This is a genomic window from Pedobacter nototheniae (genome assembly GCF_004335085.1).
GTDB classification, from domain to species: Bacteria; Bacteroidota; Bacteroidia; order Sphingobacteriales; family Sphingobacteriaceae; genus Pedobacter; species Pedobacter nototheniae.
Genome location: NZ_RQRS01000003.1, coordinates 18,743 through 31,811, shown reverse-complemented (window position 1 = coordinate 31,811; position 13,069 = coordinate 18,743). Strand labels below are relative to the sequence as shown.

Sequence of the window (13,069 nt, the reverse complement as noted above, 5' to 3'; positions counted from 1 at the left end):
TTTGGGCTAAAAATTTTATTTGTATTCCTTTATTTTATTTGTTTTAGCAAATAGCTACCATAACCACTTTTCACTAATGGGGTTGCAATTGCTCTAAGCTGATCTGCGGTAATAAAGCCCATTCTGTAAGCAATTTCTTCAATGCAACCAATTTTTAATCCCTGGCGTTCCTCAATAATTTGAACAAACTGACCTGCTTGCATTAAGGATGTAAAAGTACCCGTATCTAACCATGCAGTTCCTCTACTTAAAACTCCAACCTTAAGTTTTCCTCGCTCTAGATATACCCTATTTACATCTGTAATTTCATATTCACCACGCGGTGATGGCTTTATATTTTTAGCGATTTCTACTACTTCGTTATCATAGAAATACAAGCCTGGAACAGCATAATCAGATTTAGGCTTTTCAGGCTTTTCTTCAATTGAAATCGCTTTTTTATTTTCATCAAACTCAACAACTCCGTAACGCTCAGGATCTGATACCTGATAAGCAAAGACAACACCACCATCGGGATCAGAACTAGCCTGCAATAGCTTAGCCATTCCATCTCCATGAAAAATATTATCGCCTAAAACTAGGGCTACTTTATCTTTTCCAATAAATTCTTCTCCAATTACAAAAGCTTGTGCAAGTCCGTTGGGCTCATGCTGTACAGCATAACTAAATTTACAGCCTAAATTGCTCCCATCACCTAGTAACTTCTCAAAGTTAGGCAAATCATGCGGAGTAGATATAATAAGGATTTCTTTAATACCCGCCAACATTAAGGTTGATAATGGATAATAAATCATCGGCTTATCATAAACCGGCATCATTTGTTTACTACACGCAAGTGTTAAAGGATGCAAGCGAGTTCCACTTCCTCCGGCCAGAATTATACCTTTCATATTATATATTTATGGTTAGTTATTTTTTAGTTGATTTATGCACTCTACTAAACTATCTCTCCAATATGGAATCGACAATTTAAAGGTTGTTTTAATTTTCGTTTTATCCATTACTGAAAATGGAGGACGAGTAGCTTTAGTTGGGTAAGCTGATCCAGGAATTGGATTAACTTTTACCTTTGTTTCACTAATATCAAATATAGCTTTTGCAAAATCGAACCAAGAGGTTACGCCTTCATTACTATAATGATATAAACCATATTCTTGGCTGCCTGAATTAATGATCTCAAAAATGGTATTTGCTAAATCAATTGCATAAGTTGGCGTACCTACCTGATCTGCTATAATATTTAACTCATCTCGTTCTGCTCCCAATTTTAGCATGGTTTTAACAAAATTGTTTGCATATTCTGAGTATAACCAACTGGTACGAAGAATAAAATATTCTTTTAACACGGATGAAATAGCCTTTTCACCATCTAGTTTGGTAACACCATATATGTTTATTGGTTTTGCAAAATCATCCTCAGACAATAACTTAACTTCATTACCTTCAAAAACAAAATCTGTAGATATGTGGATCAGTGTTGCGTTATATTTTTTGCAAGTTTGAGCTAAATATAGAGCGCCGGTTTCATTAACAGCTTTCGCTAAATCAGTTTCATCCTCAGCTTTATCAACAGCGGTGTATGCAGCACAATTTATTAAATATGCGGGCTTTTCTTTTTCGAATAAAGCTGCTAAAAGTTCAGGATTCAAAATATTTGCTTCTTGTTCGGAAGGAAAAACAATTTCTATAATGCCTTTTCTTTCAGCAACGGTTTTAAGGCATTGACCTAGCTGACCACCTGCCCCGATTATTAATATTTTACCCATTTAATAAAGATGAAAACGAATTTAAGATAAGATCTTTTTCTGATACAGATTCTTTCCCGGATGGAATTAACCAATCAATATTTAAATCAGGATCGTTAAACATAATTCCCTGCTCTGATTCTTTATTATAGAAGTTATCACATTTATAAAAAAACTCTGCAGTTTCACTTAAAACAGAAAAACCATGTAAAAAACCTCTTGGAACATATAACTGAAGCTTATTTTCAGCACTCAGCTTTATTGCAAAATGTTTCCCAAAAGTTGGAGAATCCGGACGGGCATCAACAGCTACATCTAAAACTTCACCTTTTAAAACACGTACTAGTTTGGCTTGTGCAAATTCACCGCCTTGTTTGTGTAAGCCTCTAATCACTCCATAGGAAGAAAAAGATTGATTATCTTGTACAAAAGCCCCCGATTGCCCAGTTTTTTCTTCAAAAGTATTACGATTAAAACTTTCAAAAAAATAACCTCTTGGGTCTTCAAACACTCTTGGTTTAATAATTACACAATCCTTTAAACCCGTTTGTTCTATTTCCATTTATTTATTGTTGTATTGCTGCTTGTAATAAGATTGATAATTGCCAGAGGTTACATTATTTAACCAATCTTCGTTTTGAAGATACCAATCAACAGTTTTGGCTAATCCTTCTTCAAATTGCAAACTTGGCACCCAATCCAATTGATTTTGTAGTTTAGAAGAATCTATTGCATAACGTAAATCATGTCCTGCTCTATCGGTTACATAAGTAATTAACTTTGCAGATTCACCAGCTTCACGTCCTAATTTTTGATCCATGATGTTACAAAGCAAATTAATTAGATCAATATTTTTCCATTCATTATGTCCACCAATATTGTAAGTATCGCCAGTTTTCGAGTTATGAAAGATTACATCAATCGCTCTTGCATGATCTTCTACCCATAACCAATCACGAACATTTTCTCCTTTACCATAAACAGGCACAGGTTTATTATTTTTGATATTGTTAATGGCAAGTGGAATCAATTTCTCTGGGAAGTGATGAGAACCATAATTGTTTGAACAATTCGAAATCACACAATCAATTCCGTAGGTATCATGATAAGCTCTTACAAAATGATCAGAACTTGCTTTCGAAGCCGAATAAGGACTGTGCGGATCATAAGCTGTAGTTTCAGTAAACATACCTTCTTCTCCTAAAGCACCGTATACCTCATCGGTGCTTACATGATAAAATCTTTTTTTATCGTAGTCACCTTTCCAAAATTCTCGGGCTGCATTTAATAGGTTTACAGTTCCAATAACATTTGTCATAACAAAGGCAGTTGGATCTGTAATTGATCGATCGACATGACTTTCAGCCGCTAAATGGATAACAGCATCAAAATTTTCATTCTTAAAAAGTTCACTTATTGCTATCGCATCTGTAATATCTTCCTTAACAAACCTATAATTGGGCTTATTTTCAATATCAGTCAAATTGGCTAAGTTACCAGCATAAGTAAGCTTATCTAAGTTTACGATTTCATATTGTGGATAATTGTTCACAAAACGACGAACAACATGAGAGCCAATAAAACCTGCTCCACCGGTAATTAGAATTTTTTTCACAGTATAATGTTTACAGTCGGCTAAAATAACATAGAATTTGCAATTAAGCAATTATTATACCAATGAACGAGCAAATCCCTGTTTTAATTTAATAAATTAATTTCCTTTTCATTTATAACAATCAAGTAAGTTGCTTCTAAAAACTTAGTCATAAACTCATATTGACTAAACAAATAAATAGAGTCCAAATCTTCAATGCTCATTCCCTTATGAAGAGTAGACTCAAACCATTCAAGCATTCCGTAACGTATCTTTTTTACCTTATTTATGGTTAACGCCTTTTGAAGAAATAAATAAGGATTATCCTTTTCCTTTGCGCTCAGAGACGAAACTTCAAAGTCATTAACAGAATAATTTCCGCTACTAATCGAATTATTTTGAATTCTAATTAACCATTGCCCAAAAGTTTCTGTATTACTGGTATAAGTTTTTTCAGGTGAATAATGAACTTGTTTACTTATGATTATAAATCCTACGTTTAATAATTGGGTAAACATGTTGTGAAAAAATAGAAAATCTTTAGCTTTTGAAATATTTTTTTTCTCGGCTAATGCTGTTTTAAACCATTTATGTAAATGTTTCTTGTGCCCTGCCAATCCATCAATACTAAAAAAGTACTCTATAAATAAATATGGATTTTTCTGATACTTTTCGTCTAAAACTAACGGACAGCTACAATCAAACTGATCTTCAATTAAATAATTGTCCTTTATAATTTTATCAAAATCAAAAAATTGACTAGCAGATTCAATAAAACAACACTCTTCAAAATAAATTTCATTAGTATTTTCCATAAACTTCTATTTAGTTTGTATTTTTTAACCTACATTAGCATAATCAAACTTAACAAGTTTAATTAGATTATACACAAATTATTATAAAATCTTATCAACAATCGTAATGACGGAAAATCAAAGATTAAAAACACTAATTGATATATTACATTTTAAGACACAAAAGGAGCTTGCCGATAAGATTAAAATCCAGCAAGGCTCTCTTTCAGATATTTTTCGTGAGAAAAAAGGAATGGGTATATCAAATGCCGTTAAGGATAAGCTTAATCTTATTTTAGGGGTAAACATAGAATGGTTGGAAACTGGCGTGGGCGAACCAATTCTTAAAACGGTTATTGTTTCTAAACCGAAAGATGGTGTTCCTTATTTTGACATTAGTCTTTCAGATTCAGATAAGTTAATTCTGGAAGAAGATCGTGCTGAATATTTAGTGAATTATCAGCCTTTCAATGATTGCAGTGCATATCTTCCGGTATATGGTGATAGTATGTACCCTAAGTATGCTGCCGGAGAGATTATTGCGGTAAAAGAAATCACCAATTACGAAATACTGCAATGGGGAGAGGCTTATATAATTATGACTGATGCTAAAACAAATAATTTAAGAAGCATTAAACTTATTTACGAACATAAAAACGGAAATAAACTTATACTTCGTTCCTATAATCCAGATTACAAAGGAGATATAGTTATTGATCGAAGCAGCATTATTGCTCTTTATCTCATTAAAGGTAAAATTACTAGGAATTCAATTTAAGTAGAATATCTAAAGATTTTCTAATGCTACGCTTTCTTCTAGAGATTTGTACCACTCTTCGCCATATTTACGAACAAGTGGCCCTTTAAGAAAACTATAAACTGGAACCTTTAATTCACGACCAAAAGTACATGCGTCATGGCAAATATGCCACCTGTCGTAATTTAGCACATCAAACTCTGGGTATTTTGTTATCCGTATTGGATAAAGGTGGCAAGAAATTGGTTTCTGCCAATCTACAATACCTTGCTCGTATGCTTTTTCGATTGCGCATTTAGTAATCCCTCCCTCGAAAAGTACATAAGCACATTCTTTATTTTTATCTACACAAGGTGTAGTTAAATCTCCATCTTCATCAATAACATATACACCTTGCTCTTCAATAGCTTTTATACCTTTTTCATTTAACAGATGCTTAATTTTTGGATAAATATCTTCAAGAATAGCTTTTTCTTCATTATCCAAAGGTGCTCCAGAATCTCCTTCCACACAACAAATCCCTTTGCATTTAGTTAAGTTACATACAAAGTTCTCCTTCAAAACATCTTCGTGCACCAGCACCTGTTCTACTTCTATCATCATTATTCTTTTGCTATAGCATATTTTAAGCCTTGTGCAGATTTTAATTCCATAGTTACTGCACCTACCAATATTTCCACTTGAGCTTTAACTGGCACCCGGTTTCCGTCGTCAGTAACCCATAAATACAAACGGCTATCTTTTTTAAAGATACGTCCCGGTTTTATAGATGGGCTAAACTTAAGGCATCTTATATTTCCTAATTTATTTTTTACGGTTTCTTTACCTACGTATTCAATTTCCAGAGCAGATATTTCATCTCCAAGAAAGTAATTAAGTTTAAACTTATCGCCAATTTTAAGCTTCGTAATATCAAGGCTTCTTGCAAAATAATAAGCAGAAACCAAGTCAAAAGTTTGTGTTGTTGGCGTTGTAAATGTACCTCGGTTTGAAACTACTTTTTTTGCATCTTGGGTAAAGCGAGCTTTATCCTGCCTTGTGTAACTGGCCTCTCTAATATTTTCCTGATAGAAATATGGTGTTAAATCCGTTTTATCAATATAAGAATCGTAATGGTCTCTTATTTTATAGAAAATATCAAAAGTACCTGATGTTTGTGCGTCAACAGTAAGCTTATACGTTGGTTTATTATCAAATTTCAGATCAGAGTTTGTTACCTTAATTGTTGCTTCGGCTGCCGTAATAAAACCATACCTGAGCTTATATTGCAAAATTTCTCCATCTTGAAAAACAGGTTCCTTTTTCAATGGCAATTCCTGGGCATTTGTAAATAGCGCACTTGCCGTGACTATTGCGATTAAAAATAGTTTTTTCATTTGCTTATATTTTCATTTGTGTTAGTCCTGCAACAACCTAATTATTAGTTTACAGTAACCGTTATGAAGATATGCAAAAAGTAAACCAATTTTTCTAATCTTTTCTCTTAAACACTGGAACTGTAGAGCATGGCTCTCCAAACATAATGCTTTTAACTACTGGTGTTAACAAATTTGTTATCTCAACATAAGCTGCCACCGGTACATCAATATCACCACAACCTTTTACAACTACGCGTTCATTTGCATAAACTTGGGGATCTATTTTAGCAATTGCTTTTGAAAACATTACGGCCTCTAAAGTCTCTAAACTCCCAAAAACCACCTCATTTGCAAACGGACTAATTCTATTTGCCAAGAGCATATAAGCCCAAGTTGGCACTATTGCATCTGCTGAGCAAATAATGGCGACATTCTTATCTTTATATTGTGACCAATCGTGGCTTTTAATAAACTCTCTAAAATCTTTTTCCTTGAGCATTAAACCATGGAAAAGATTGTCTTTAATATCATAGAGAACTCTTTCACCTTTATCGTAATAATCTTCAAGATTTAAAGTAACTAAACCGCTATTGGCTACCTTATTGATGATGTTTTCCTGGATTTCCATTTTGCTTATATAAAAAAACCGTTCCAACTTAACATTGGAACGGTTACAAAATTACGCAATTTCTAATTAATAGAATTTCACGCGATTGTCTTTTATCTTCGCATTATCCTGTAAAGCTTGGAAAGCTGCTCCTAATGAACGCTGACCTAAACTTAACAACATACTTTCTTTTTGTTTAAACATGTTTGCAATTGGAGCAGGATTTGTAAATCCATCAACTGTGAAAACATATACGCCACGCTCTCCGTTTACAGGAGGAGATACTTTTCCTGGCTGAGAACCGAATACACTACCAACTAAAGCATTTTCTTGTGCCACACCTGGGATAATAGGGTTAGCAAAAACAATGTTTTGAACTGGGTTAACTGCACCACCTACTTTAGAAGCAATTTGATCTAAACTAGATTTTCCAGCTTTCTCAAATTTATCTTTTAACATTTTAGCTTTTACAGCATTACGAACCATTGGCTCGATTTCTTTCTTAACAGATTCTAACGGTAAAATACCTTTAGGATTAACTGCAGTTAAATGAGCTACAACATAAGAATTTGTCATGTTGTAAATTTCAGGTAATACATCTCCTTTATCAGCAGCATAAGCATCCTGAATTAATTTACGTGGATTATCTAATCCTGGAGCAAAACCTTGAGTTGGAGTAATTTTATCAGCAATAGCAACTTTTAATCCTTTTTGCTGAGCAAGTTTATTAAAATCGTTTCCTTTAACTTCGCTCAAGAAATTGCTAGCAGCTTTGTAAGCAGCAGCTTGTGTTTTGCTACTTGCGCCTAATGCTTTCTCTACATAAGCCAACTTAGCTACTTTAGATGAACCTATTTGTTTTTCAATTTTGATTACGTGATATCCGAACTGAGATTTTACTACTTTAATATCTCCAGCTTTACCATCGAAGGCTGCGTTCTCAAATTCAGGTACCATAGCACCACGGGCGAAAGTTCCTAGCTCACCACCTTTATCTTTAGAACCATCAACACTGTAGTTTTTAGCTAATTCAGCAAAACTACTTCCTTTTACAGCTAATGCTTTTAATGAATCAGCAAGTTTTAACGCTTTATCATCACCACCAACTTTGGCTGGATCGATTAAGATGTGACTTGCTTTAACAGAATCAGGAGAAAAACGAGTTGAAATAACTTTAACAACTTTATAAGAATTACCAGTTAATTTTGGACCGTAAAAACTTCCGGCAGGCAAAGAGAATACAGCAGAATCTACAGCTGGATCTAATTTACCTTTTGTTAAATAAGTATATGGAACTTTAACATCGGAGTTGATTGCAGCAAAAAGCGAATCGTTTTTAGCAACTTTAAAATCTTCAGCAATTTTCTCGATTTGAGTTTTAATAGCTAATGAATCTGCAGCTGTTGGTTTAATGTTAAAAGTAACATATTCAAATGCACGTGTATCTTGAGGATTGTTGAAGCGTGCTTTATTTTCATTATAATAATCTGAATAATCAGACTCTGATAACTTAACAGATGCATCAGGAATTGAAGTATAATCCAAGCTTACATATTTAAAGTTAGCCAGTTTATTACGGTTTGTATACTCATCAGTAGCTTCCAACGAAGTTACATAAACCGAATTACGGATCAAGTTTGAATATTTTTGTTGTAAAGCCTGATTTTTAATTTCCTCTTGCAACATATTTGATTGTTGCAAAGCTTGTGGCTCTTTTGATTTAAGAAACTGGTTTAACGATAATCTGTTAATTTGACCAGTTTTAGGATCAGCAAAATATTGTTTAATTAATGGGCTAGGGTTTTGACCAACCAATAAATCCATAAGTTCATCGTTAGAAACGATTAAGCCTAAACGATCATATTCTTTAGTTAACAATGCGCTGGCTAATTCTGCATTCCAAGCCTGATCTACAGCCATAGCCGTCATTTGTGCATTTGCACTACCGCCATACTGTTGTTTAAACTGATTTAAATTTTGATCTACTTTTGGAGTGAACTCATCTATACTGATATCTTTTCCATCAATTGAGCCTACTGTTTTTTGATTTGCGGCCCAGAAAGGCTTACCCACGTTAATTGCATCGCCTACTAAAAATGCAACAATTGCAAAACCTATAGCAAAGACCAAGATATAGCCTGCTCGGTTACGCAAAAATGTCATTAATCCCATATTGTACTTATAATTTATTTAGTTTTTTAAGAGGGCGCAAGATACAAATTTGCGTTAAAAAAGAAAACACAAAATTTTATTTATCAACTGTTTAATTTTTAAGTAAATAGCGCCGTTTTTTTTGAATGATTTTATTATCGGATTTGCTTGTTGATTTACCTTGATGGAATATAATTTTAGCTGTTTAGGGGGCTATTCCTTCTTTCATATTCAACTCGCCACTCCCTTTATCCATTTTATAGGTACTAAAATCCTGAGGGGCCTCAAAGTTTATTCCATCACCAGTATTGCCATCAGCACCCTTAACGTATACTCTTTGTGTAGAGTAAAAAATCTTTTTGGCTTCATCCCAAATTAACTCTTCCGAGGAAAAAGTGTCTCCTTTATCGTTTTTAACAACAACATTTTTTCTAAATGTTGTTTTAAGTTCCTGATCGAGGCGAATGGCATAATTACAAGTTAAAGTTCCATCAATTGCGCCAGTGGGGTTATAAAAATCGATCTTTACCCCTTTTATCATTTCTTGATAAGTACTTCCAGTTGATGGGGTAACTTTATCTAAAATTGGTGCAACACCACGTGCTTTTACCCTTGCTGAATCACTGTAAATAATATCGACACCTAAAGTGCGATCGCGACTGAGCGTTACTTTTTTGGTAGAAACAGAATTGGCTTTTTTTAGGTCGTCTTCTCCACATGATGCCAGAAAAATAGACAACCCAAGAAACAAACCATATAGAACAGTTTTAAACCTCATTAATCTACTCTATACCTACGGAACCAAGTATCGTTCAGGGTAAAGCCTAAGTGAAAGTTAATAAATTTCTCTTTTACCAAATTATCAGTTAAAGTTCCTCTTTGACCTAATTCTGTAGTAAAGTTTATTTTATAAAATGCTGATCCTCCGTTAGCTGATGGTAATGGGAAACCAAAACCAAAGGATGCTGCCATTTGCTTAATATCCTGATTGCCAATTTTAATATAGGTTTTATCGTAGCTTACACCTAAACGATAATCAACACGTTTGAAATAACTGTTGTATGATGTATAATCTGGTGTAAACTGGCCACCAAGGGATGCACCATAGCTGTTTTGTAAGTTCTGGTTAACATCATTAATAGTTAACTGAGACCATTTTCCTAATCTAAAATCAGCACCAACTAACCATTTATCACTTTGTTGAATTGAGATTCCGAAATTATGACTAGTCGGCAATTTCAAGCTAGATTTGCCATTAACGATAGAGCTTAAAGTATCTAAAGCTGGTTGCTCATTTCCGCTCGCATCCCTAAGGTATTGAGTGGCATAGAATGATTGCGTTGAGTTAACCTTGCCCGAAGTGCTACCTGAGTAACCTAAAGTAACAGTTGTTTTTGCACCAACGTTAAAATCGTATTGGATACCGTATGAGTAATTGAAGCCACCAACGCTATTTTTATTTTGAAGTTTTGCATTGTAAGCACCTGCTACATTATATTCTGTTGAGCGGGTGGTTAAAAGGTTACCAAAAATATACTCTACGTTACCACCAAGCCTTAAATGATCGCCAACACGGTAACCATAACCTAAATACGCTTTAGATAAGCCACCTTCACCTGCATATAGCTGATCTACAGACAAATCGGCAACGGTAGTTGTGTTCTTGTAAGAATAACCTAAATCTGAGTAAGGCATCACACCAAAACTTAAAGCAGATCTTCTATTAACCGGAATAGCGAAGGCTAAATGACTAAAAGTAGAGTTGAAATTTGATTCGCTTAAATTTCCACGAGATAGGCTACTAATATCGGCACTCATACCAATATCAATTGTGGTTAAGTTAATGCCTGAGTAAGATGCGGGGTTTTGCATATTAATGTAATTGAACCCGGTAACTTTATTTACAGCGGTTGAAATTCCACCCATAGCCCTTAATTGAGGTAGCAAGGAGCCTTTTATATTTCCAATTCCATATCTTGAATATGGCGATGAAGTGGTAACCTGTGCTTTAACACCTAAACCACAAACTAGAACGAGTATGGCTGCAATATAATTTATTCTTTTGTACATTTTAATCTGCAATAGCTTCATTTAATCCTTTTAACACTAAAAAGGGATCTGTTATAATTTGAGGCGCAAAGATGCTGTTTTGTAATTGCTTATACAAAAAATTAGCGTCGCCCCCCGTTAAAATCACCTGTAAAGTACTTTCTTTTTTATTATTTAAGGCAATAAAGCCTTCAATTTCATTTATTACACCTTGCAATACCCCGTTTAACATTGCTGTTTGGGTATCATTTCCTTCCGGAATTGGTGCTTCTGCATCCCAATTTACTAACGGCAAACGTTTTGTAAATGTATGCATGGCTTTTAATCTCATTCCTATACCAGGGCTTATGCTTCCGCCATAATATTCTTTAGCACTGGTTAAAAGTTCATATGTAATGCATGTTCCTGCATCTACTACCAAGCAAGCTTTATTAGGAAACAATCCATTTGCGCCTAAAACAACCGCCCATCTATCTAAACCTAAGGTATTTGGCGTTTTATATTTATTTAGCACACCATTGGTTAACAAAGTTGAAAACCGGGTGTATTTTGTATGTTTTTGTAAAAATGCTTCTAGTTCGGTTATTTCTTCACCTACGGTACTGATTATGGCTTTATCTGGTGCAAATTTATCTACTAACTCAGCTAAATCTTCTATTTTAAGTTTTTCAATGCGCTGTTGATATATAATCTCCCGATTGGCAAAAACAGCAATTTTAGCAGCAGAATTACCAATATCAATGCTCAGTTTATGCATTTACATTACCTAAGTTTACAAAACAAGTAATTTCTTTCTCAGCGACACAAAAATTAAACGAATGCTTGTTAGCTAAAAAAGATATTACCTCAACCTTCATGGCACAAAGCTATTAATCTTTAGCAAGTTTCGGGTGAGTATTTTGTTAAAAAAGGTTAAACAAAGAGAAAATACTGCACAGATAGCACGAATAACAGGAATAATGTTTCGTAAAACCAGCGTTTTTTTGCGTTGCTAAAATAGTATGCTAAAAGTACTGCACCTGGGGGCACACAGAGTAAAAAGTGCCAGGTTCTAAAATCGGGTTTAAGGTAAAAACTTGCCGCCGATACGATAAACATGAAAAACAAAAGTTGAAACCCTTTGCGGGTGCTAATAAAGCTTCTGAAAAAATTTTCACGGAGTTGTAGTGAGGCCAAAATAATAATTACCCCCACTGGAATAAGCACCAGATAATCATCATAGTTTATTTTAAAAACCGAAGGAAACTTATTTCCCAAGGGTTTCCATATTTGGTAAAATGAGGTTAGGTTATTATTCCAATAGTAAAAAACGGCCAGAAAAAAGAATACCGTTAAGTAGCCAACTAAACCGCCAACCCACTCTCGCCAGTTAAATGAACGGAATAATAGCAATGCCACAAAAATGGTAAGAAACATGGCAATAAAAGGGAAATAGATCAAAGTGCCAATGCCGATAATCATTCCTATATCAAAAACTGTTGTAATGGAATTTGCACTTTTACCTAGCTTTAAGAATTTATCAATCATCCAGATTAATAAAAAATTACAGATTAAGGCGGGACTTAAAACCATAAATGGCATAAATAAGCTCGATCCGGTTACAAACATTAAACCCGGTAGAAAACTGGGCTTGCCTAATAAATTATGGTTATTGATGACTCTATTAAAAATTAATGCCTGAATAAAAACTAAAACGCCAGCAAAAAAAACATTAGTGGCTGGAGAGAATGCATCATCAAGGTTAATATTAATCAACAAGCGTGCAAAGGGCTCTAAAAAATCGAAATTGAGCTGTGTAGGCATCTCATAAAAAATAGCCATACGCATAAAAAATGTGTAAGCCAGCAATAAGATGAGGTTAACCGGATTTAGCTTTCTAAACTGATTGATCATGCCTTTTTAAAGAGTAGGCAAAGTAAAGAAAATATTTTGAGACCTAGGCAGAAAGATAAAAGGGAAAGAAGCTTAAAAACTAAAGCCAAAAGGCCAAAGCAGAAAGGCTAAAAAACCTCGC

The 13,069-nt window shown here is 34.2% G+C and carries 14 protein-coding genes; 1 reads left to right on the top strand and 13 read right to left on the bottom strand.

The genetic code is table 11. From position 1 onward, the window contains the following. Nucleotides 1-29: 29 nt before the first annotated feature. The 5 genes from rfbA to EHC72_RS03645 all read right to left on the bottom strand — a co-directional run bounded on the left by rfbA (nucleotide 30) and on the right by EHC72_RS03645 (nucleotide 4,154). Nucleotides 30-890: a glucose-1-phosphate thymidylyltransferase RfbA gene (rfbA, locus tag EHC72_RS03665; protein WP_131536234.1), complete on the bottom strand. Its 861-nt coding sequence runs from the start codon at nucleotides 888-890 to the stop codon at nucleotides 30-32. Nucleotides 891-905: 15 nt separating this feature from the next. After that, entirely contained in the window at nucleotides 906-1,766 is an 861-nt protein-coding gene (rfbD, locus tag EHC72_RS03660; RefSeq protein WP_131536232.1) for a dTDP-4-dehydrorhamnose reductase, read from the bottom strand. Continuing rightward, nucleotides 1,759-2,307: a dTDP-4-dehydrorhamnose 3,5-epimerase gene (rfbC, locus tag EHC72_RS03655; RefSeq protein WP_131536230.1), complete on the bottom strand. Its 549-nt coding sequence runs from the start codon at nucleotides 2,305-2,307 to the stop codon at nucleotides 1,759-1,761. The genes rfbD and rfbC overlap by 8 nt, the downstream gene beginning before the upstream one ends. After that, nucleotides 2,308-3,360 (bottom strand): dTDP-glucose 4,6-dehydratase, encoded by a 1,053-nt coding sequence (gene rfbB / locus EHC72_RS03650; protein ID WP_131536228.1) that lies wholly within the window; start codon nucleotides 3,358-3,360, stop codon nucleotides 2,308-2,310. A gap of 83 nt (nucleotides 3,361-3,443) precedes the next feature. Next, nucleotides 3,444-4,154 carry a hypothetical protein gene (locus EHC72_RS03645; protein WP_131536226.1) on the bottom strand — a complete coding sequence of 237 codons (711 nt, stop codon included), beginning with the start codon at nucleotides 4,152-4,154 and terminating at the stop codon, nucleotides 3,444-3,446. Between the two features lie 106 nt (nucleotides 4,155-4,260). Here EHC72_RS03645 and EHC72_RS03640 point away from each other — a divergent pair, with 106 nt between their 5' ends. Next, nucleotides 4,261-4,911 (top strand): LexA family transcriptional regulator, encoded by a 651-nt coding sequence (locus EHC72_RS03640; protein WP_131536224.1) that lies wholly within the window; start codon nucleotides 4,261-4,263, stop codon nucleotides 4,909-4,911. Between the two features lie 9 nt (nucleotides 4,912-4,920). Here the strand turns inward: EHC72_RS03640 and EHC72_RS03635 are convergent, their stop codons facing one another. From EHC72_RS03635 to EHC72_RS03600, 8 genes are all read right to left on the bottom strand, one after another. Further along, entirely contained in the window at nucleotides 4,921-5,490 is a 570-nt protein-coding gene (locus EHC72_RS03635; RefSeq protein ID WP_131536554.1) for a DUF3109 family protein, read from the bottom strand. A gap of 2 nt (nucleotides 5,491-5,492) precedes the next feature. Continuing rightward, on the bottom strand, nucleotides 5,493-6,266 hold the full coding sequence (locus EHC72_RS03630) for a DUF3108 domain-containing protein (protein ID WP_131536222.1): 774 nt from the start codon (nucleotides 6,264-6,266) through the stop codon (nucleotides 5,493-5,495). Between the two features lie 94 nt (nucleotides 6,267-6,360). After that, nucleotides 6,361-6,876 (bottom strand): DUF2480 family protein, encoded by a 516-nt coding sequence (locus tag EHC72_RS03625; protein WP_131536220.1) that lies wholly within the window; start codon nucleotides 6,874-6,876, stop codon nucleotides 6,361-6,363. Nucleotides 6,877-6,942: 66 nt separating this feature from the next. Further along, a complete protein-coding gene (locus tag EHC72_RS03620) occupies nucleotides 6,943-9,018 on the bottom strand; it encodes a peptidylprolyl isomerase (protein ID WP_317126312.1) in 2,076 nt (691 codons plus the stop codon). Nucleotides 9,019-9,211: 193 nt separating this feature from the next. Next, complete coding sequence (locus EHC72_RS03615; protein ID WP_131536216.1) at nucleotides 9,212-9,784, bottom strand: hypothetical protein; 573 nt, start codon at nucleotides 9,782-9,784, stop codon at nucleotides 9,212-9,214. After that, nucleotides 9,784-11,097 (bottom strand): porin family protein, encoded by a 1,314-nt coding sequence (locus EHC72_RS03610; RefSeq protein WP_131536214.1) that lies wholly within the window; start codon nucleotides 11,095-11,097, stop codon nucleotides 9,784-9,786. Before EHC72_RS03610 ends, EHC72_RS03615 begins: the two co-directional genes overlap by 1 nt. Then, nucleotides 11,078-11,812 (bottom strand): type III pantothenate kinase, encoded by a 735-nt coding sequence (locus EHC72_RS03605; protein ID WP_131536212.1) that lies wholly within the window; start codon nucleotides 11,810-11,812, stop codon nucleotides 11,078-11,080. The genes EHC72_RS03610 and EHC72_RS03605 overlap by 20 nt, the downstream gene beginning before the upstream one ends. Before the next feature lie 155 nt (nucleotides 11,813-11,967). Further along, entirely contained in the window at nucleotides 11,968-12,948 is a 981-nt protein-coding gene (locus tag EHC72_RS03600) for a DUF6427 family protein (RefSeq protein WP_131536210.1), read from the bottom strand. Nucleotides 12,949-13,069 lie beyond the last annotated feature (121 nt).

What these genes read in the sequence shown, in the direction of transcription:
- rfbA (WP_131536234.1), bottom strand. Translation starts at nt 890, where the DNA reads ATGAAAGGTATAATTCTGGCCGGAGGAAGTGGAACTCGCTTGCATCCT.
- rfbD (WP_131536232.1), bottom strand. Translation starts at nt 1,766, where the DNA reads ATGGGTAAAATATTAATAATCGGGGCAGGTGGTCAGCTAGGTCAATGC.
- rfbC (WP_131536230.1), bottom strand. Translation starts at nt 2,307, where the DNA reads ATGGAAATAGAACAAACGGGTTTAAAGGATTGTGTAATTATTAAACCA.
- EHC72_RS03645 (WP_131536226.1), bottom strand. Translation starts at nt 4,154, where the DNA reads ATGGAAAATACTAATGAAATTTATTTTGAAGAGTGTTGTTTTATTGAA.
- EHC72_RS03640 (WP_131536224.1), top strand. Translation starts at nt 4,261, where the DNA reads ATGACGGAAAATCAAAGATTAAAAACACTAATTGATATATTACATTTT.
- EHC72_RS03635 (WP_131536554.1), bottom strand. Translation starts at nt 5,490, where the DNA reads ATGATAGAAGTAGAACAGGTGCTGGTGCACGAAGATGTTTTGAAGGAG.
- EHC72_RS03630 (WP_131536222.1), bottom strand. Translation starts at nt 6,266, where the DNA reads ATGAAAAAACTATTTTTAATCGCAATAGTCACGGCAAGTGCGCTATTT.
- EHC72_RS03625 (WP_131536220.1), bottom strand. Translation starts at nt 6,876, where the DNA reads ATGGAAATCCAGGAAAACATCATCAATAAGGTAGCCAATAGCGGTTTA.
- EHC72_RS03620 (WP_317126312.1), bottom strand. Translation starts at nt 9,018, where the DNA reads ATGACATTTTTGCGTAACCGAGCAGGCTATATCTTGGTCTTTGCTATA.
- EHC72_RS03615 (WP_131536216.1), bottom strand. Translation starts at nt 9,784, where the DNA reads ATGAGGTTTAAAACTGTTCTATATGGTTTGTTTCTTGGGTTGTCTATT.
- EHC72_RS03610 (WP_131536214.1), bottom strand. Translation starts at nt 11,097, where the DNA reads ATGAAGCTATTGCAGATTAAAATGTACAAAAGAATAAATTATATTGCA.
- EHC72_RS03605 (WP_131536212.1), bottom strand. Translation starts at nt 11,812, where the DNA reads ATGCATAAACTGAGCATTGATATTGGTAATTCTGCTGCTAAAATTGCT.
- EHC72_RS03600 (WP_131536210.1), bottom strand. Translation starts at nt 12,948, where the DNA reads ATGATCAATCAGTTTAGAAAGCTAAATCCGGTTAACCTCATCTTATTG.